Origin of the sequence: Ectopseudomonas guguanensis (genome assembly GCF_900104265.1) — a bacterium.
Lineage (GTDB): Bacteria > Pseudomonadota > Gammaproteobacteria > Pseudomonadales > Pseudomonadaceae > Aquipseudomonas > Aquipseudomonas guguanensis.
The window spans coordinates 233889-254156 of record NZ_FNJJ01000004.1 but is presented as its reverse complement, the minus strand read 5'-3'; the positions used below and the strand labels follow the sequence as shown (position 1 = coordinate 254156).

Annotated in this window: 18 protein-coding genes and 2 pseudogenes; 16 read left to right on the top strand and 4 right to left on the bottom strand. The window is 52.0% G+C overall.

The window, feature by feature from the left end; genetic code table 11:
* Positions 1 to 137 precede the first annotated feature (137 nt).
* A complete protein-coding gene (locus tag BLS61_RS08005; RefSeq protein ID WP_090429639.1) occupies positions 138 to 1763 on the top strand; it encodes a methyl-accepting chemotaxis protein in 1626 nt (541 codons plus the stop codon).
* Here the strand turns inward: BLS61_RS08005 and BLS61_RS08000 are convergent.
* Positions 1745 to 2062, bottom strand: a pseudogene (locus BLS61_RS08000) (sugar nucleotide-binding protein); the annotation flags it as partial. The gene BLS61_RS08005 and the pseudogene BLS61_RS08000 sit on opposite strands and share 19 nt — an antisense overlap.
* A 383-nt stretch (positions 2063 to 2445) precedes the next feature.
* On the opposite strand from BLS61_RS08000, the gene BLS61_RS07995 reads away from it, so the two are divergent.
* The 15 genes and pseudogenes from BLS61_RS07995 (at position 2446) to BLS61_RS07930 (ending at position 17901) form a co-directional block, all read left to right on the top strand.
* Positions 2446 to 3477, top strand: a complete 1032-nt coding sequence (locus tag BLS61_RS07995; protein ID WP_341844481.1) for a glycosyltransferase family 2 protein — start codon at positions 2446 to 2448, stop codon at positions 3475 to 3477.
* 3 nt (positions 3478 to 3480) lie between these two features.
* Entirely contained in the window at positions 3481 to 4551 is a 1071-nt protein-coding gene (gene rfbB, locus BLS61_RS07990) for a dTDP-glucose 4,6-dehydratase (RefSeq protein WP_090429635.1), read from the top strand.
* A complete protein-coding gene (gene rfbD, locus BLS61_RS07985) occupies positions 4548 to 5444 on the top strand; it encodes a dTDP-4-dehydrorhamnose reductase (protein WP_244157923.1) in 897 nt (298 codons plus the stop codon). The genes rfbB and rfbD overlap by 4 nt, the downstream gene beginning before the upstream one ends.
* A 2-nt stretch (positions 5445 to 5446) precedes the next feature.
* Positions 5447 to 6331, top strand: coding sequence for a glucose-1-phosphate thymidylyltransferase RfbA (rfbA, locus tag BLS61_RS07980; RefSeq protein ID WP_090429632.1), 885 nt, complete (start codon positions 5447 to 5449; stop codon positions 6329 to 6331).
* Positions 6331 to 6876 carry a dTDP-4-dehydrorhamnose 3,5-epimerase gene (gene rfbC / locus BLS61_RS07975; protein WP_090429630.1) on the top strand — a complete coding sequence of 182 codons (546 nt, stop codon included), beginning with the start codon at positions 6331 to 6333 and terminating at the stop codon, positions 6874 to 6876. Before rfbA ends, rfbC begins: the two co-directional genes overlap by 1 nt.
* A 14-nt stretch (positions 6877 to 6890) precedes the next feature.
* Entirely contained in the window at positions 6891 to 8342 is a 1452-nt protein-coding gene (locus tag BLS61_RS07970; protein WP_090429628.1) for an ABC transporter permease, read from the top strand.
* 98 nt (positions 8343 to 8440) lie between these two features.
* A pseudogene (locus BLS61_RS07965) lies at positions 8441 to 9040 on the top strand (ABC transporter ATP-binding protein); the annotation flags it as partial.
* A 29-nt stretch (positions 9041 to 9069) separates the two neighbouring features.
* Positions 9070 to 9537, top strand: a complete 468-nt coding sequence (locus tag BLS61_RS07960; protein WP_090429625.1) for a hypothetical protein — start codon at positions 9070 to 9072, stop codon at positions 9535 to 9537.
* Between the two features lie 100 nt (positions 9538 to 9637).
* Positions 9638 to 10909, top strand: a complete 1272-nt coding sequence (locus BLS61_RS07955; RefSeq protein WP_090429623.1) for a rhamnan synthesis F family protein — start codon at positions 9638 to 9640, stop codon at positions 10907 to 10909.
* Between the two features lie 49 nt (positions 10910 to 10958).
* Positions 10959 to 12773 (top strand): hypothetical protein, encoded by a 1815-nt coding sequence (locus tag BLS61_RS23375; protein ID WP_139205541.1) that lies wholly within the window; start codon positions 10959 to 10961, stop codon positions 12771 to 12773.
* Positions 12774 to 12814: 41 nt separating this feature from the next.
* Positions 12815 to 14422, top strand: a complete 1608-nt coding sequence (locus tag BLS61_RS07950) for an aldolase catalytic domain-containing protein (protein WP_394328138.1) — start codon at positions 12815 to 12817, stop codon at positions 14420 to 14422.
* 12 nt (positions 14423 to 14434) lie between these two features.
* A complete protein-coding gene (locus tag BLS61_RS07945; protein ID WP_090429622.1) occupies positions 14435 to 15181 on the top strand; it encodes a 3-deoxy-manno-octulosonate cytidylyltransferase in 747 nt (248 codons plus the stop codon).
* A gap of 7 nt (positions 15182 to 15188) precedes the next feature.
* On the top strand, positions 15189 to 15854 hold the full coding sequence (locus tag BLS61_RS07940) for an HAD family hydrolase (protein WP_090429619.1): 666 nt from the start codon (positions 15189 to 15191) through the stop codon (positions 15852 to 15854).
* 169 nt (positions 15855 to 16023) lie between these two features.
* Positions 16024 to 17202 carry a hypothetical protein gene (locus tag BLS61_RS23370; RefSeq protein WP_139205540.1) on the top strand — a complete coding sequence of 393 codons (1179 nt, stop codon included), beginning with the start codon at positions 16024 to 16026 and terminating at the stop codon, positions 17200 to 17202.
* Between the two features lie 21 nt (positions 17203 to 17223).
* Positions 17224 to 17901 carry a sulfotransferase family 2 domain-containing protein gene (locus BLS61_RS07930; protein ID WP_090429615.1) on the top strand — a complete coding sequence of 226 codons (678 nt, stop codon included), beginning with the start codon at positions 17224 to 17226 and terminating at the stop codon, positions 17899 to 17901.
* Here BLS61_RS07930 and BLS61_RS07925 read toward each other — a convergent pair.
* The 3 genes from BLS61_RS07925 to BLS61_RS07915 form a co-directional block, all read right to left on the bottom strand.
* Positions 17888 to 18592, bottom strand: a complete 705-nt coding sequence (locus BLS61_RS07925) for a hypothetical protein (protein ID WP_090429613.1) — start codon at positions 18590 to 18592, stop codon at positions 17888 to 17890. The genes BLS61_RS07930 and BLS61_RS07925 overlap by 14 nt on opposite strands.
* A gap of 108 nt (positions 18593 to 18700) precedes the next feature.
* Entirely contained in the window at positions 18701 to 19300 is a 600-nt protein-coding gene (gene cysC / locus BLS61_RS07920) for an adenylyl-sulfate kinase (RefSeq protein ID WP_090429610.1), read from the bottom strand.
* A gap of 123 nt (positions 19301 to 19423) precedes the next feature.
* Positions 19424 to 20260, bottom strand: coding sequence for a glycosyltransferase 61 family protein (locus BLS61_RS07915; RefSeq protein ID WP_090429608.1), 837 nt, complete (start codon positions 20258 to 20260; stop codon positions 19424 to 19426).
* Positions 20261 to 20268: the final 8 nt, after the last annotated feature.

The window sequence follows — 20268 nt, the reverse complement described above, 5'->3', positions numbered from 1 at the left end:
GTTTGCACCGGCCAGTCGACTCGGGCCGGGCTCAGCGCGTGCGCGCGTGACGCTGTCCGGTGGCGCACGGGAGTCTGGTGCCGCTCGTTGCGCTGCTCAGGGACGGTCGTCGCGCGTTGCCCTGCAGGAGTTCTGCCATGCTGTCTCAACTCACGGTTCGTACACGGCTGTTGTTCCTCGCCCTGCTTCCTCTGCTCGTGCTTCTTTTAGTGATCGTCATGGCGGTCAGTAACGCCAGCCGCCTCAACAACAGCTTCGAGGAGCTGTTCAAGGATCGTCTGCAGCCGGTCAGCCAGCTCAAGGTGTTCTCCGATGCCTATGCGGTAGCCATCGTCGACTCCCTGCACAAGTACCGCGCGCAGCTGTTCGATGAGGCGCGGCTGCGTCAGGAGCTGGCCTCGGCACGGCAGCGCGGCGATCAGGCCTGGCAGGCCTTTCTGGCGACCAATATGAGCGAGGACGAAGTCCAGCGAGTCGGGCGCGTGCGCAGCGATCTGCAACAGGTGCAGCAACTGGTCGATCAGTACACCGCCAGGCTGGACGGTGGCCAGCTGCGCAGCATCGATGATGCGGCCTTCAATCGCGAGCTCTACACCACCTTCGACCCGCTGGGGAGCGAGCTGGAAGCGCTCATCGCGCTGCAACTGAGCGAAGGGGAGAAGCTCGGCATGCAGACGGGCCGGGTCTACGCATCGATGCGCAATACCTTCATTGCCATAGGCGCCGTGGCGCTGCTGCTGGTGCTGTTGATCGCCCTGCTGATCAGCCTCTCCATCATCCGCCCGCTCTCGGCGTTGCGTGGCGTGATCAGCGAAGTCCAGCAGAGTGCGAACCTGACCCTGCGCGCCGATGTGGCGGGCCGCGACGAAGTGGCCGACACGGCGCGGGCCTTCAATACGCTGCTCGAGCACCAGCAGGCGCTGATTCGCCACCTGAACGAGACCGCCTCGCAGCTGGCCGCGGCGGCCGAGGAAATGAATGCGATCAGCCTGCAGGCCAGCCAGGCGGCTACAGCCCAGGGCGACCAGACCAGCATGGTCGCCACCGCTGTGCATGAGATGAGCGTGGCGGTGCAGGAGGTCGCGCGCAACGCCCAGACCATGGCTGGCGCCGCCGCCGATGCCAATCGCGAGGCGCGCCAGGGGCGGGATCTGGTGCAGGCCAATCTGCTGGCCATTCGCAACCTGTCGTCATCGGTGGACGAGGCCGGCAAGGTGATCGACAGCCTCAATAGCAAGAGCGAGGAAATCAGCAAGGTGCTGAGCGTGATCCAGAGCATCGCCGAGCAGACCAATCTGCTGGCGCTCAATGCTGCCATCGAGGCGGCCCGCGCCGGTGAGGCCGGACGCGGCTTCGCAGTGGTGGCCGACGAGGTGCGCAGCCTGGCGAGCAATACGCAGCAGGCCACCGAGTCGATTCGGGGCATGATCGATGGCCTGCAAAACGGTGCGCGCAGTGCGGTCAATGCCATGCAGCAGTCGCGTGAGCAGGCGCAGAGCAGCGTCAATCACGCCCGCGAGGCCGACGTGGTGCTCAATCACATCGCCAATGCCATCGAGGGTATCGCTGACGGCAACGTGCAGATATCGGCAGCCACCGAACAGCAGACGGCGGTAGCTGGCGAGATCAGCCAGAACATCAGCAGTCTCAACGACAGCATCGGTGAAGTGGTCAGCGGTGCCGAGCAGAGCTCACTGGCCAGTCGCGAGCTGGCGCAGCTGGCCAGTGGCTTGCAGCAGCAGGTTCAGCGCTTCACGGCCTGAGGAGCGCGCAGGCAGGCATCCAGTGCGGCGCGCCAGTCCGGCAGACGAATTTGCCACTCCTGCTCCAGGCGCTCGCCATCCAGGCGTGAATTGAGCGGGCGACGTGCCGGCGTCGGGTACTCGCTGCTGGGTATGGGGCGCAGCCTGGCGCAGGGCTTGCCGGCCGCACGCAGGCGTTCGGCGATGGCGCTGGCGAAGCCGAACCAGCTGGTCTCGCCCCGGCAGGTCAGGTGGTAGGTGCCCCAGTGATGGCGATTACCCGCCTGCCAAGCTCCGATCCGTTCGGCCGTCGTCTGAGCGCCATAGTCAACTTGTCTGTACCATGGAGCCAATATTGGCTTGCGCTTGCCTAAAAAAAGCCCAACTCGCTTAGAATCCTCTCTCAATGATGTAGAATCGCCACTGCGCTCTTCGCAGGTAGAGCCTGCTGAGTAGCGGTAGATGCGGTTCAGCTGAGGAAAAACGAACTGATTCTTCGTGACAGGGTGTAGTCTTGTTTCCGCTGAGTTCACTTCAGTCATGGAATGACGCCGTAATCAATCTTATTTCGCGTGCCGCCTACAGAAAACGGTCGCTGATATTTTGCTGCTGTGGTTCTCTCCATCTGCTAAATGAGCGTGGGCAACTCGTATGAAATTTTCTAACAGAGTGTATTAGTGCCTTTAGGTACTTGATTATTAAAATGTTGATGGAACAACTAAAAGTGCCGTCTTCTCGTTTTAAAACTGCGGGCACTGTTTGTTTAAGTGATGGCATGGCTGTGCCTGCCTCGCAGTGCATGCAGGCAGGGCAAGTCTCCAAAGTCGCTATTCTTCTATGCACTTTTCATGGCCAGCGTTATCTTGCTGAGCAACTAGAGTCTTTTGCCGCTCAGTCACATCAGAGTTGGGAAGTTTGGGCCTCCGATGATGGATCAAAGGACGACACGTATTCCATTCTGGTGGAATACAAGAAAAAATGGCCTGTGGGGCGTCTGTCTATTCATTCTGGGCCGGCAGAGGGTTTTGCTGCCAACTTCTTATCGCTTACCTGCAGGGCCAGTATCAACGCAGATTTCTATGCCTATTCAGACCAAGATGACGTTTGGGAGGCAGATAAGTTGGCGAGAGCATTGGCGTGGCTGGAAAGCATACCGGTAAATGTGCCGGCATTGTATTGCTCGCGCACACGCCTGGTGGATGCTGATAATAACGAGATTGGTGTTTCGCCACTTTTTTCTAAAGCGCCAAGTTTTGCTAATGCACTGGTTCAAAATATTGCCGGGGGCAATACCATGGTATTCAACAATGCTGCGCGCGAGTTGTTGCGCGAAGCGGGGGAGAATAAGTCAGTCATCACTCATGATTGGTGGGCATACATGGTCGTGACCGGCTGTGGTGGTCAGGTGCACTATGATGCCGTGCCGACGCTGCGCTATCGCCAGCACGGTGATAATGTGGTTGGCACCAATAACGGTTGGGCCGCTCGTCTAAAGCGTATTCGCATGTTGTTTCAGGGGCGGTTTAAACGCTGGAACGACGGCAACATTGCCGCACTTTTCACGCTAGAGCATAGGCTTACACCAGAAAATCAGGCGCTACTTCGGCGTTTTGTCGATGCCCGAAGTATGAGTCTTATTCCTCGTGTTGTTCATATTAAACGCAGTGGTGTTTATCGTCAGACACTACTTGGTAACATTGGGCTTATCGCTGCAGCAATTCTCGGGAAGATTTGATACATGGCTATTCTTGTGACTGGTGGTGCGGGATTCATTGGTAGCAATTTCGTACTTGACTGGCTAGCACAGTCAGATGAGATGGTTATCAATCTAGACAAGCTGACCTATGCCGGCAACTTGGAGAATCTCGCCAGTCTGGACGGCGACACCAGGCATCTTTTTGTTCATGGTGATATCGGCGACAGTGCTCTGGTTGCTGGGCTACTCGTTGAGCATCAACCTCGGGCGGTTCTCAATTTCGCTGCCGAGTCTCATGTTGATCGCTCTATTCATGGTCCGGAAGAGTTCATCAAGACCAACATTGTCGGTACGTTCCAATTGCTGGAGGCTGTACGTGCCTACTGGTCAGGACTTGACCTGGATCGCCAGAAAGCGTTTCGTTTTTTACATGTTTCAACTGATGAGGTTTATGGCTCTCTTGATAAAGATGAGCCCGCCTTTACCGAACAGCATCAATACGAGCCCAATAGCCCATATTCAGCCAGTAAGGCTGCCAGCGATCATTTGGTACGTGCTTATCATCACACGTACGGCTTGCCCGTGCTTACCACCAATTGCTCAAATAACTATGGGCCGTATCACTTCCCAGAAAAACTCATTCCCCTGATGATCGTCAACGCCTTGGCTGGCAAAGCTCTGCCGGTATATGGCGACGGCCAGCAGATTCGTGACTGGCTATACGTTAAAGACCACTGCAGTGCAATACGTCGTGTTCTTGAAGCCGGTGAGCTGGGCGAGACATATAACGTTGGTGGGTGGAACGAAAAAACTAACCTGGAGATCGTACATACCGTTTGCGCGCTGCTCGATGAACTTCGGCCGCGTGCAGATGGGCAGCCATACCAGCAGCAAATTGCTTATGTAACTGATCGGCCAGGACATGATCGACGCTATGCCATTGATGCTACAAAAATTGCAGAGGACCTGGGTTGGAAACCTTCTGAAACCTTCGAAACCGGTATTCGAAAAACGGTTCAGTGGTATCTGAATAATCAAGATTGGGTAGCGAATGTTCTATCTGGTAGTTATCGCGAATGGTTAGAGAAAAACTACAGCGAGCGCCAGATATGAAAATATTGCTGCTAGGCAAAAATGGCCAGGTCGGTTGGGAGTTGCAACGCAGTTTGGCGCCATTAGGGCAATTGTTGGCGCTTGATGCTCAAAGCAATCAATATTGCGGTGACCTGCGAGACATTGACGGTCTGGCAACTACGGTGCAGCGCTTCGCTCCCGAGGTGATTGTTAATGCAGCGGCCTATACAGCGGTAGATCAAGCCGAGAGCGAGCCTGAGCAGGCACTGCGGATCAATGCCGAGGCGGTTGCCGTGCTGGCGCGCGAGGCCAAGCGGCTAGATAGCCTTCTGGTGCATTACTCCACTGACTACGTATTTTCTGGTGATGGCCTGGAGCCCTGGCGTGAAGAGGACGCCGTCGCCCCAGTCAATGTCTACGGTCTCACCAAGTTGGCCGGTGAGCAGGCGATTCAGGCCACCGGTTGCCTGCATCTGATTCTGCGTACCAGTTGGGTATACGCCGCGCGCGGCAACAACTTTGCCAAGACCATGCTTCGCCTCGCCCGGGAGCGCGACAGCCTCAATGTGATTGCCGACCAATTCGGTGCCCCAACCGGGGCCGAATTGCTTGCAGATGTCAGTGCTCATGCCATCCGCGCGACCCTGCAGAAGCCAGAGCTTGGAGGGCTCTATCACCTGGCGGCTTCGGGTGAGACCAATTGGCATGCCTATGCGTGCTTCGTTCTAGAACAGGCTGAAAATGCCGGGGTCGCTCTTCAAGTATCTAGCAGTCAGATCACTGCCGTTGCAAGCAGCGCCTATCCAACCCCGGCAAAGCGGCCTAATAACTCGCGACTCGATACTCAGAAACTGCAGAAAGCCTTTGAGCTGAGCTTGCCTGAGTGGCAAGTCGGCGTGGCACGGATGCTTACAGAGATATTGGAGAAGTAAAAATGCTCAAACGTAAAGGAATCATCCTTGCCGGCGGTTCCGGCACTCGCCTGCACCCGGCGACCTTGGCGATCTCCAAGCAGCTTCTACCGGTGTACGACAAGCCGATGATCTACTATCCGTTGACAACCCTAATGCTGGCTGGAATTCGCGATATTCTGGTCATTTCCACCCCGCAGGACACACCGCGATTCCAGCACCTGCTAGGTGACGGTAGTGCTTGGGGATTGAATATCTCTTACGCGGTGCAAGCATCGCCGGATGGCCTGGCACAAGCATTCCTCATAGGTGAGGAATTCATAGGCAATGATCTGTCTGCGCTCGTGCTGGGTGACAACATCTATCACGGCCATGACTTCAATGAGCTGCTGCACAGCGCTATGGAGCGTCAGGATGGCGCCAGCGTTTTTGCGTATCACGTAAACGATCCGGAGCGTTATGGTGTTGTCGAGTTCGACGCCCAAGGCAAAGCCATTAGCCTGGAAGAGAAGCCACTGCAGCCTAAGTCGAGCTATGCCGTAACCGGACTCTACTTTTACGACAATCAGGTCGTGGATATAGCAAAAGACATTAAACCGTCTGATCGAGGCGAGCTGGAAATCACCGACCTCAATCGTATCTACCTCGAACAAGGGAACTTGTCGGTAGAAATCATGGGACGCGGTTATGCATGGCTCGATACCGGAACACACGAGTCGTTGCTAGAGGCCAGCCACTTCATCGCCACGCTGGAACATCGCCAGGGACTCAAAGTCGCTTGCCCTGAGGAGATTGCTTTCCGGCAGAAATGGATCTCGGCAGAACAGCTTGAAAAACTCGCTGCACCGCTCTCCAAGAACGGCTATGGCCAGTACCTCAAACGACTTCTGAATGAGACGATTTACTAATGAAAGCTACACCACTAGCCATCCCAGATGTAATCCTGTTCGAACCCGAAGTATTTGGCGACGAGCGAGGCTTCTTCCTTGAAAGCTTCAACCAGCGTCGCTTTGAAAAGGCTGTTGGTAAGCCCGTATCTTTTGTGCAAGACAACCATTCGCGCTCCGTGAAAAATGTCTTGCGAGGCTTGCACTACCAGATCCAGCAACCCCAGGGAAAACTGGTGCGGGTGGTTCAGGGTGAAGTATTCGATGTTGCAGTTGACTTGCGCAGAAGCAGTGCAAGTTTTGGGCATTGGGTTGGTGCCTACCTGAGCGCTGAGAACAAGCATCAGCTCTGGGTTCCCGAGGGCTTTGCCCATGGATTTGTTGTGCTGAGCGAAACTGCCGAATTTCTTTACAAGACCACGGATTACTACGCCCCAGAGTACGAGCGCTGTGTTATTTGGAACGACTCCGATCTCGGGATCGACTGGCCGATCAGCGAAGCACCTGCGCTATCGAAAAAAGACCAGCTAGGTAAATCGCTGGCAGATGCCGACCTATTCGCCTGACCGTGGCCTCCGGCATGTTGAAAACTGAACTCCTGGCGCCGGCCCAAGCATTTGCCCTCGCCAATGCCCCCATGCGAGAAAAGCGTTGGCTCGAAGCCAGCGCTCTCTGGCAACTTTATCGTGATCAATATCCTGGGCATCCTGCTCCTTGGACGCAGGGTGCTACCTGCCTCATGCGTCTTGGCGATATGTCAGGTGCCGCTGCCATTCTCAACCAGGCCCGCCAGCGCTATGCCAAGCATGCCAGTGTCTGGCTGACCAGTGCTGAGTGGGCGCGCTTGATGCATGATCGCGATCAGGAGCAAGAATATCTGGCTCAAGGCTTGGCTAATTGTCCGGGACATTGGGAAATTCTGTTTCGAAGTGCAGATTTGCAGATACGCCTGGGCAACCTGATACAGGCTCAAATCTTCAATGAGGGGGCTCGTGCCGCGGACGAACAGCGCATCGAACCTCAGATTCAGCATGCCGAACTGGCCGAAAAGTGCGAGGACTGGCCTGAGGCCGAGGCACGCTGGCAGCAGCTGCTTCAGAAGAAGCCTGATTACAGGCAAGCATACACTCGACTGTCTACTGTATTTACCCGCCAGAGTAGACACCAAGAGGCACGCCGCTATCGACTGGCTGGCCAGTACGGCGCTGAACTACTCGAGCCGGTTCCGCAGACAGGGGCGCAGAACAGGAGCAGAGGCGCGGCAGGCAAGCTGCATTTTGCGCAGTTGATATTGACCAAGGCGCTACTGGGGCTGAAATCCGAAACATCCCGCACTCATCTCAACTATGCCTGGGTTGTAATCGAACCCCTCTTGCACCTCATCATCTATTACGTCCTGTTCAGCCAGCTGTTGAACGCCGGTATCCAGAATTACGGGCTCTTCCTGCTCTGCGGGCTGGTGCCCTGGATGTGGTTCGCCAAGGCAATTTCTACCAGTGCCACCAGTATTCTCGGGGGGCAGTCACTCATGCTGACCACCAACATCGCTCCGATGTTCTTCCCTCTGGTCAGCGTAGCGCAAGCGACTCTCAAACAGCTGCCAGCCCTGCTCTGCCTGCTCGCGCTTGGGCTGGCCACTGACATCAAGACGCTCAGCTGGAGTCTCCTCTGGCTGCCTCTGGTTTTGCTCGTGCAGCTTTTGCTTACCGTTGCGCTGGCCCTCCTGATCGCCGCTATCGTTCCGTTCCTGCGCGACCTGGCTAACCTGGTGGGTACGGGACTTATGCTTCTGATGTTTCTTTCCGGGGTCATATACGACTACCGGTCTATGCCGGGAAGGATCGCTCAGTGGCTCGAATACAACCCAATGGCAGTGGTGATCAGCACTTATCGCCAGATCATCCTGGAGGGCAATCCGCCCGACTTTGCTGGTCTAGGGTTCGTGCTGATGGTCGCCATGGTTTTGCTACTGAGTGGTGCCGCTCTCTATCGCAGCCTACGGCATAAATTCGTGCGTCAGGGGCTACGCTGATGGGGCAGGTTGTACTATCGCTACGAAATATCGGCGTGCGTTTCAAGCTCAGCGGCAAGCATGCACATCAGCCGTTTAACGAGCCCCTTAAGGGCGTATCGCTGGATATACACGCCGGAGAGACGCTAGGGGTACTAGGTGCCAATGGTGCCGGCAAATCCACTTTGCTCAAAATCATGTCAGGGGCTTTGCAGCCAGATACCGGGGAAGTGATCAATCATGGTGTCAGGGTCGCACTTCTTGCACTGCAGGCCGGATTCGACAGCAACTTGACAGGGCGCGACAACGCCCTGTTCGGCGGCATGCTACTCGGTTACACACGAAGAGAAGTCACGCAGCGCCTTGATGAAATCAACGCCTACGCCGAACTGGGCGACTACTTCGACGAGCCTGTGCGCAACTATTCGAGTGGCATGGCTTCTCGGCTCGGCTTCGCCATCAGCACCATCATCAGCCCCGACGTATTGCTGATAGATGAAGTCCTGAGCGTCGGCGATGCGCATTTCAAGCAAAAGGCCGAGCGTACGATGCTGCAGAAGATCGCCAGCGGCCAGACAGTCGTATTGGTATCGCATTCGCGGGGACAGATTGCAAACCTCTGCGACCGCTGCGTGATACTCAACGATGGCGGCCTGATCGAAGGCGCGAACCTCAATGAAACCCTGAAACTCTACGACCAACTCATGCACCGCGAATAGGTTTCCGCTCTAGCTCCCAGGAGAACCACATGCAAGGAACCATAAGATCAGCATTAGCTGCATCCTGCCTGATATTCATAAGTGGCTGCGACCAGACGCCCTCGCAGTCAGCGCCGGCGCTGCAGCAGCGCATCAGCACACTCTGCGCGCTCGACGCCATCAATGGCAGTCAGGATCTTGTGGTTCAGTCCAAGACCCAGACAGTCGATTTTCGTGGTTGGGCAGTAGACAGCGAAAGAAAGACTGTGCCAGGCAACCTGAACCTGGTACTGACCAACAAGCAGGGGCACGCGTACGCATTCGCCCATGCGCAGCGCAACTCAAGGCCTGATGTGGTCAAAGCGTTTAACGAAGCGAGCTACCTGCAATCCGGTTATCGCGTATTGGCCGACGTATCCTCCCTGGCCAACGACACTTACATGATCAGTCTGCAGATGCCCACCGAAGACAGTGTGATCACCTGCAGAACTCGCAAGGTTCTACTGCTCAAGCAATAGCCGTCTGCCGCAAGGCCCGTTTAACCGCCTTGCGACCATTCCCGGTTGGAACGTCATAGGACGTACTGATCACCAGTCGAATTATTCATATCAGCAACCAATGAAAATCATCGAACAACTGAAAAACCGTCTTATCTATCCCGCTGCGTACAGCTATGTGGCCTATCAATCTATGCGTAACGGCCTACGCAGCATAGGCAAAAGGGACAAGGTGCACTTCGCCGAACCCTACAGCGGCCAGAAAATCATGCTGATGGCCCTGTATCAGAAAGGGGAACTGCGTGCTGATGTGATCACCGTATTGGCCGCCGCCAAAGCACAAGGCATCTACGTGATTGGCGTGAACACGCTCAAGGTCGCAGAGCCCGATACCTGCCGCGAATACATGGACTGCTATATCGAGCGCTTCAATTATGGGCGCGACTTTGGCAGCTATAAATCCGGGTTTCAATATATCTATGGCAACGGCCTGGCTGAAAAATGCCCACGCCTGCTGATGATAAACGATAGTGTATTTTTCAGTAAGAAGCACGTCGATAAATTTATCGAAGATATGTTTGTCGATAATATAGAAGTACTGGGCGCGACTGAAAACTTTGAAATCGAACATCACCTCGGGTCGTTCTGTATCGCCATGAGTCGGCGCATCCTCAACCACCAAAAGATGAAGCGCTACTGGAAGAGTTATAGCTGCACCGATATAAGGCCGAAGGTTATAGAATCCGGTGAAATGGAGCTTTCAAAGCTGCTCAAGAGTATTGTCCGCTCACCTATGCACTTTAGGGCCCTGTATGACATGGCCCATGTGTCACATACACTGAAGAATTCGCCAGAGTTGCTGGAAAATATCCTTGCGCTTTCTCGTAGAAGTGATCTCGTGCACTGGCAACGCTTCACGTTCGCTGGTGTCTTTAAACTTCTGAAGAAGACATATTTACATAATATCGCAAAAATTACGGACGTTGAAGTAAGTATCAGGGCGCAAGATGTCGATACGTTGAAGATTCACTACGCTAAAACCTTAAGCGAGTATAAGGAGTTCATCAGGGACGCGCTAAGTGATTCTGCGAATGCAAGTGCAAGGCTTAACGAGATCTTCAATGAGAAAGCCATCTCTCACTTCATGGACTGTTTTGCTGAAGGGTCGCAGATACACCAGAGCAATATTTTCTTGCATAAGATTGGCCTGCCAATTATCAAGCTGGATGGTTTGTATCGAGGGCCTTTCAACTCGAACGACGTGGAAAAAATTGCCAGTGATCTCGACTTCGAGCAGCGTGAGCTCTTCCTGAGGACTATGTACTCCAGACCCTATGGTGGTGATGTGCTGGTGGGCTGGAAGTTAGCAGCTTTTATGCGGGGGCTTATATAATCTTTGGTTACTGTTATGGGCTATGCTCTTTGACATTTGCGAGATTTCAGTGGAAATTATTTTTTTTGAAGACTTTACTCTTGCTTCTATTGCTCGAGAGTTCAATGAGCGCTTTATTGCGGTGCTTGATAAGCCCGAGTTGAAAAAGGCATTTAAACTCTCTGATGTGTTAATTGCTGGGTGGATAATTCCTCCGGGCAATGAATATTATGAGTTGATTGTGGAGGGTGACTTTGGCACTCTTCATATTCCTCCAAATATAAAAAGACCAGATGTGGCCCAAAAAATAGGTGCTGTGCCACTGACGGGGCAGGAGGATTTTAATGGTTTTCATGCCAAAGTTCCTTTCTCCAACGAAATCAAGATTGGCGTAAGGATCAAGAACTCAATTTTTCCCTGGAAAGTGCTCAGAGCAGCCGAGTCTCCCGATTTTGATAGCGTTATGGCCTTGCGTAATCTTTTAGCGCATGGCGAAAAGGCTGAAGAATTTGGCAAGAAATATACATCCGAGCTGGCAATGGAGAGTGCGGCGAGGCTACATCGAAGCGTTACAGTTTACCGGTCTGACAGCCTGAATACGCTACGGTTGAACGAAGTAGAGAAAAGCAGGTTTGCTGCCTTTAAAGATTACTTGTCCTCGTCTTCTTTTCTAGGGAGGATGCTGAAGGAAGGTCTGGCTCATGAGGTGTGTATCCCATCGCCGTTCTCATCAAGTCGGTCCATTCTTGTAGGAAGCGTGTTCAAACAGATTAATTTTCTGATATTTGAATGCGAAGGGGAAAGATTTTATATAGGTCAGTATCTCCATTCTGCAGACTTTATTTATGTGCCTTCGCGAGACTTTTTGTTTGTGCTGGATAACGCCGTCTATAATCACGACCACTTGCATTCACTTATGCTGTATGCGGCCAAGAATGCGAAAAATCTATCCTTAAGCAATGGGCGTAGCGTTAATTTTTCTGCCGTCTTGATCAATGGTGTGAGCCCGTATCATTTCTTCTATGATTGTCTGGCCGCGCTCTATATCGCTAGTCAAGAAGGTGGGCTAAATACCATTGAAGATTATTATGTAATTAACTCGCGTTGCTATTTTGATGTGCGGAAGTTAAGAGGTGTCAGTGGTAATGTGAGCTCTGTAAATGAGGGGGCATTATCGTTGAAAACCTGGGGGATTGGCTCTGATGCGCTGTGTGTTGCGGGCGTATCCTATAAATCTTTAAGTATTGACGAGCTTGCCGGCATGGATCGTTTTTTAATAGCGACTGCGCAAGGCGAAGTCTCTTTCGCTTCGCGATATAAGTCTCTTGAGTCTAGCGATCTGGTAATATGGATTGGCATTAGCCAGCAGAAAAGAGCATGGCTGAATCAGAAGGAAGCCCTCGTCGAAACTATCATCCGGCTGAGTAATAAGTACAAGAAGGTAAGCATAATATTCGACGGTATGACAACGGATGTCTTTGGTTGCATGGATGATAAGAGTTTTGCTGAAGATGCATTGGTGGTTTCAGAGATTAGAGATTGTTTGCCTTCTAATGTATCCAGTTACACTCTTGTGGGTTGTGGTAGCTTAGAGAAAATATTTGTTGCCTCAAAAACACATTTTTTTATCTCAAACTATTCCACTGGGTCTATGTATCCGGCTCGTTTCTTTGGGCTTCCGGGCGTAGCCCATCTCAGCAATTCTATGCTAAGCGCTGTGAAGGATATGCATATACACTCTGATACACAGCTCGTTCCGGCAGAATATGTAATTGACGTGCCAGACGAAAGTTGTAATAGGGTAGATTTCGTTAGCTATCGAATTGATAAAGATTTTTTTGGTGCCTTTGTCGAAGATGTGCTTGCTTCAAAGATTAAAGCATAGTGCGCTTTTGCAAACGCTCATGAGCTAATCAGAGGTTTTCAGTGGATACGATCTTTGCTCTGGACTGCACCCTCCGCGACGGCGGTTATTACAATGCTTGGGACTTTCCCGAGTCAACTATCCAGGATTATCTGCAGGCCATGCTGGCTTGCGGGGTGGATGTTGTAGAGCTGGGATTACGTTCGCTGAAGAACAGCAGTTTCAGCGGTGCCTGTGCTTACAGCACCGATACCTTTCTTCGCTCCCTGGCTGTTCCTGAAGCGCTGCTTGTCAGCGTTATGGTCAATGCCAGCGAGTTGGTGGGCGATATGCCGCTGGCTGAAGCATTGGAACGCCTGTTCCCCTTACCCGCGGACGAGTCGCCGGTCGATCTGGTGCGGGTGGCCTGCCATGTACACGAGTTCGCACAGGCGCTACCGGCGGCCGATTGGCTCAAATCACGGGGCTACCGGGTAGGTTTCAATCTTATGCAGGTAGCCCACTGTTCGCAGCAGGAGGTGCAGGCGCTGGCCAGGCTGGCGTGCGGCCATCCGATCGAAGTTCTTTATTTCGCCGACAGTATGGGTGGCATGAATCCGCAGCAGGTCGCCCAAACCATTCGATGGTTGCGCAGCGAATGGGGCGGCGCTCTGGGTATACATACCCATGACAATATGGGCCTGGCACTCGCCAATACCCTGCATGCCCTGGATGAAGGTGTGACCTGGGTAGATGCCACAGTAACGGGCATGGGCAGGGGGCCAGGCAATGCGCGTACCGAGGAGTTGGCCATCGAGCTGGCTGAGGGCCTCGCCCGGCCTGTAAACCTGGTGCCACTCATGGCGCTGATCCGCTCCTACTTCAAGCCGTTGCAGCAGCAATGCGGCTGGGGCACCAATCCCTACTACTACCTGGCGGGTAAATATGGCATTCATCCTACCTATATCCAGGAGATGCTCAGCGACACACGTTACAGCGAAGAGGATATCCTGGCGGTGATCGAGCACCTCAGGATTGAAGGGGGGCGTAAGTTCAATGCCAAAGCGCTGGATGCTGCCCGCCACTTCTATCAAGGGGAGCCAAAGGGTAACTGGTCTCCTGTCGATGTCTTTGCCGGACGTGAGGTTCTTCTACTTGGCACCGGGCCGGGGGTGGCAAAACACCGAACCGCCATCGAGGCATTCATTCACAAGCGTCGACCACTTGTCGTCGCATTGAATACACAAAGTGCCATATCCGCCGACCTGATTGATTACCGGGTTGCCTGTCATCCGGTACGTTTGCGTGCTGACTGTGAGGCGCACAGCAAGCTACCCCAGCCTCTGATTACCCCATTTTCCATGCTACCGGAGGACATTCAAAGAGCACTGGATAAAGGTAATGTCCTTGATTTCGGCTTAAAAGTGACACCCGAGGCATTTGTGTTTAATAAACATGACTGCACATTGCCGAATTCCCTTGTCGTAGCGTATGCGCTGGCTATTGCCACTAGTGGTAAGGCTGCACACTTATGGCTGGCTGGTTTTGACGGTTACAGCGGTGACGATCCGCGAAGCAGAGAAATGCAACATCTTCTTGATCTTTACCGGCAACAGGTAGATGCCTGCCCGATGCAAAGCATAACCGAGACGCGTTACAGCTTGCCGGCGCGCTCAGTATATGCCTTTTAAAGGATTGTGCTTATGAAAACTGTCGTTGTGATACCCGCGCGTTTCAGCTCCAGTCGTTTCCCCGGAAAACCGCTCGTTAATTTGTTGGATAAGCCAATGATCATCTGGGTATCAGAGCTGGCAGCGCGAGCAGTTGGAGCCGCTAACGTCTATGTAGCGACCGAAAGTCAAGAAATTGCCAGCGTTGTTGAGCAAGCGGGATTCCAGGCGGTAATGACCTCTGCGGATGCCATTACCGGAACGGATAGACTTGCTGAAGCAGCGCAATGGATAGAAGCTGATATCTATATCAATGTACAGGGAGATGAGCCGCTTGTTGAACCGGAAGATATTATTAAGGTTCGTGATGCCAAGCTGGAGATGCCCAATTACGTTATAAATGGGTTTAGCTGGATCGCTGATGATGAAGATCCACAAAGCGTCAACATCCCTAAAGTCATCACTAATGAACAAGATGAGCTGGTTTACATGTCTCGCTCCGCCTTGCCTGGGTTCAAGGAAGCGAAGAATGCACCGGCACGTTATAAGAAGCAGGTATGTATCTATGCGTTCAATCGTGAAGAACTCAGTGCATTCAAAGCGTTTGCTAGAAAAAGTACATTAGAGCACAGTGAAGATATCGAAATCCTGCGTTTCCTAGAAGTAGGGAAGAAAGTAAAGATGATAGAAACGCGTCCAGGAAGTCATGCGGTAGACATACCGGCAGATGTCCAGAAAGTTGAAGCGCTGTTACGGGAACGTAGTAATCGTGAGCGTTGAGCGAGCCATGCAGCACTATTCAACGATAGTGTTTGACTGTGATGGCGTTGTCCTCAATTCGAATGCGGTAAAGACACGTGCCTTTTACGAAGCGGCGCTCCCCTACGGTGAAGAAGCTGCCAGAGCGCTGGTCGCCTATCACACCGCTAATGGCGGTATTTCGCGTTATAAGAAATTCACTCACTTTCTCGACGTGATTATTCCGGAATTCGCAGCAGGATCAGGCCCCGACCTTGAGCAACTGCTGACACATTACGCCGATGGCGTCAGGCAAGGGCTCCTCAGCTGCGAAGTTGCGCCGGCTTTGCAGGCGCTGCGCGAAGCGACCCCCTCAGCCCGCTGGCTGATCGTGTCCGGCGGGGATCAGTCCGAGTTGCGTGAAGTTTTTGCCGCGCGAGGTCTAGCGTATCTGTTTGATGGGGGCATCTACGGCAGCCCCGATACGAAAGACGAGATTCTTCGGCGCGAGCAGGATATCGGCAATATAAGCATGCCTGCGCTATTTATCGGTGATAGTCAGTATGACTATCGTGCGGCCAGCGCAGCGGGCCTGGATTTTGTATTTCTTTCTGGCTGGAGTGAGGTCGAAAATTACCAATCCTGGTGTGGGAAGCACAGTATTCAGCATTGCCTCGACCTAAGCGCACTGCTGAAGGCATGCGAGGGAGAGTAAGGCTTGCTGCCACATATGCGTATGTCAGATTCAGAACGCGCATTCACCGCCCGTGAGATGCGAGTTCGCTCCTGTTCGATGGGGCGCGCGCGGCGCTGACAAGGGAAAACTATTTTAGCTGATGAAGCTCAGTAGGTAAGCATTCAACTGAATTGCCAGGGGCAGAAAGATGTTTAATAAGATATACCTTCATATTGGTCTGCCCAAGACAGGCACCAGCTATTTGCAGAACGCACTAGACGCTCTGTCCAGAGAGGGTGAGCTTTTGCGTACCAGTTATCCTGTACTTAATACTTGCGAAGATCATACACGTATCCAGTCGGGTAATGGCGAGGCTATCGCCTTTCAGCTTCTGGTCGAAAAAGTACCTGATTTTTGCGTTCAGACGGTTGCTCGTTTAACGGCGGAACTGCTGGCTAAGGCAGATCAGTCGAAAGCCAATCTGCTTATATCTAGCGAGCATTTCAGCAATGCTGACCCGGAACGCATGGTGCATGTGCTTGATATATTGAAAGCACATGCGATTTCCGTGGAGGTGTTGGTTTTTGTGCGTCCGATCGATCGCTTGTGTTATTCGCGTTACCATCAAGAGGTTAAACGTCACGCAGAGTCACGTGTGTATGGCGCAGAATTCTTTGAGTCGTTCAGCAGCCACATGTTGCAGCAAGTCGAATTGATCGGAAACCTACCTTGTGTCACGCATATTTTCGACTACAAAGCCGGCGGGTTGTTGGCTGTACTACTGGAATTCTTAGGCGAAGATTCCGGTTTGCATGTTCCCTTCACCGATCAGACAGTTAATCGCTCGTTGACGGAGCTTGAGCTGAAGCTATTGCGTCAGATAAACGCGATTTTCAAAAAACCGGAGCTGTCAACACGCATTAGCGATCGTTGGATCTATGCCAATCCGCAGGCGCCAAGCATGGTCGATAATACGGATCCAGAGCAGTTAGTCGTCGTGCTCCGTCAGCTTATCTCCGAGCAAGGCGAGCGTTTTGCAGCGCCCGTTTGCCTAGCCATGCTGGAGCGCCTGCTGGCTGTTACAGGCGGTGCGCGTTCCACAGAAGAAAATAAATCGGAGGCAGTGCCTGTTGTACAACCTGACATTGACGGCTTGATGCAGATGGCGCTCGAAGAAATTTTCAACAGTATGCATATCGAAGAGCAGGTCAGTGAATATGCTAAGCAGTTACTCCCTACGCGCGATGTCTTCGACCCTGTGCACTACCTGCTACTGAACCGGGATGTTCTGGCTGCTGGGGTCGACCCAATACTACACTTCAAGCAATTTGGACGTAAAGAAGGACGATTTTCGTCTTTCAGCTCTATCGGAAAAATTTTCGATTAACTCCGCTGATAATTAAATGCCATGGTCTCGCACGAGCTAAAAGCTATTTTCATTCATATACCCAAAACGGGCGGAAGTAGCATTGAGCAAATTATCTGGCCCATGGAGAAAGGCCGCTCCGAAGCGGAGTTATGGATGGGATTCAAGGACGCTTATCACAATGAATTTCAAACGGGAGGCCTACAGCATCTACTTGCGCATCAGGTGCGCAATATTCTTGGTGATGAGGTGTTTTCCAGTTATTTCAAGTTTTCTATTGTTAGAAATCCATGGGATAAAGCGTTGTCGCAATATCGCTACATGACCAAGCGACCGGATCTAATGAGTTTCGTTGGTATGAGTGAGCGTGACTGTTTCAAGCGCTACTTGGAACGGATCCAGACAAAAGAGCATGTGCAATGGCTCCCTCAGTATAGGTTTGTTATGAGTGCGTCGGGTGATTCCCTGGTTGATTATATCGGGCGGTTCGAAGAATTCGAGCATGCGGTCAAGTTTGCGGTCCGACGCATAGGGCTTTCCTGTGATCAAGTTCCACACCTGAATGCAAGCGATGCATCTCGATTAGAGGTTCTTGATCGAGATAGCTGTGAACAGATTGCGGAAATATATAAGGATGATATATCCGTTTTCGGCTATAGCATCAGCGACGCAACCTGTGTTGAGCAGATTCAGCCAGTGGTCAATGCTAGGGGTTGTTAATATTCGTGCCGGTGACGTTTAGTCGCGGAATCTCGTGCTCGGGAGTGTCAATAGGATAGCCGACATATTTCATGAATCGCTCTACCATGTTATTTTTGCTGTACTTGAAATAAATCAAGTTGTCAAAGGTGCTGGAAAGAAGCTCTCGTTTTCTGGAGTAATCGAATAGCCAAGAGTCATTGCCCAAATACTTATAGGAATCTGGGTCATCACTCGGCGCTATGCCGCTTTTCTCATGTTGTTTTCTATAGGATGTTTTATAGGAGTCAAGGTCTCGAAAGCAGCATAGGCAGACCATTTCATCCGAGTGCGGCAAAAATAAATTTTTGAGTTTTTGGTATTCTTCTGCTGAGTTTAATAAATAAAGGCCTTCGTTGCTCCATATGATATCTTTGCAGCTTGCTGTTTTGGCTGCCTCGTAGTGCCTCTCAATCTCTGCCGGTAGGTGTTCGTATATTTCGCAAAGTGCCTCGATGCCCGCGTTCTCTATAAAGCGCTCTTTCATCGATGAAAGACGCTCCGGCTTGAGTGCATAAATGTTTAAAATAAAATGCGAGGGCGCATCGTATCCGGCGATTGAGTCCGCTATGTACAGGCCGCGCTCAAGCAAGGCTTTACGGTTGGATTTCAAATAATGTTGGATAGACGTTGTGCCGGTTTTATGCTGTCCGATATGTATGAGGCTGCGCATTATTTATTACCACCGGTTTTCGCTGGATTTCGTTTGCTTTCCTGCTGCTTTGCAAAAGTACAAACTCTATCGCCTGTGGGCTTGACTCACGTGATTGAGCCTTCAAAGTTAGTCTTCTGAAGTATCTACAACAAGCGCCGCTGCTTGCAGATGAGCGTAGATCTCCTGGACAACTTCCTCAACCGTGCGTTGTGTGGTGTCGACTTGTAGATTTGGCCTTTGTGGTTCTTCATAGGGACTGTCAATCCCCGTCATGTTCAATAATTCACCTGACCTGGCTTTTCGATAAAGACCCTTCGTATCGCGCTTTTCACACTGAGCAAGAGGGGTTGAGACATAAACTTCAAAGAAGTTCTTATCGCCAATCAGCTGTCTCGCCATTTGTCGTTCGGCGCGGAACGGGCTGATGAATGCGGTAATGACTACTATACCGGCATCCATCATCAAGGCTGCAACTTCAGCTATCCGCCGAATATTCTCGCGTCGGTCGTTGTCGCTGAATGACAGGTCTTTATTGAGTCCATCTCGGACTTTGTCCCCATCAAGAATGTATGTGCGTATGCCCTTGATATGTAAGACACGTTCTAAGGCGTTCGCTAGAGTAGACTTTCCTGCACCTGATAAGCCAGTCAGCCATATGACTGCGCCGCGATGGCCGTTTAGGGACTCCCGTTCGGCTTGAGTGACTGTTACTTCCGGGTTTTGCATGGGCTACCTTTGACCTGCGTAATTTTTTGGTTGGGCGCTGGTTGTGGCATCTCTTGATAGTCGCGGAAGGCTATATAAGCTCATTGAAATGCATGGCTAAATCCTCGCCGCCGTTCTTGGTGCTCATACCCGCCGCGATAGGTAATCATAGATTAGCCTGGGATCCACGACGCATTTTTCCTGATCAATATAATGGAACTGGTAGGTTATTCTTTTCCGTTTGAGAAGGCTGAGCAAAGTCGTTGCCGGGGGGCGTGGATCAAAAATAAGGGCATCCAGCTCATTGCACCATACGACGTTTGCCCATTCTGCGCCTCGGATGCCGACTATTTTTTTTGCTCGCTGGAACGTTCTCATTTGGCAACCCAGCGAATGGCTTCCGGGTTCATAGGCTGCTATTTGGATGCCATGCGCTGCCAAATAGTCCCTGATTTCTCGCCAGTTAGTGATCTCCCTTCGGCTGGTACCGTAGCCTTTGATCTCAGCCCCACCGTTTACGTAGTAACTACTTGGCTGTGAACGTACAAGCAGTAGATTTTCTGATTCTAAATCTTTGCAGCATGGTTCTGCAGACCAGGCACTTTTGATTTTTTCTATTGTCTTTTCTGCTGCATCGTGGCAGCGCCATTCATAGTCCCATTTTTCTAGGTATATGGGCTCTTCAATGGCTTCGTTTTCTATTGTCTCAAAATTATAGCCCAGCAGTGAAAGCGTTTTATTTAGAATTGGCGTCATCAATGGGCCGCACTCTAGAACCTGGAAGCTTGAGAGTTGCCTTTTTTCTTGTTCGTGAATCAATGGCAGCAGATAGCCGAGCAAGAAGTGAAAGTAGTGTTCTCTGGAGCCACCACTTGGTTGTGTATTATCGGCAATTTCATTGTTGCTAGATGGTTGCCTCACTCTGCTTGGCTTGGTCTTGAGAAAATTATCGCTTCTCACATAGGTAGGTGTGCTTGACATCTCTCTGC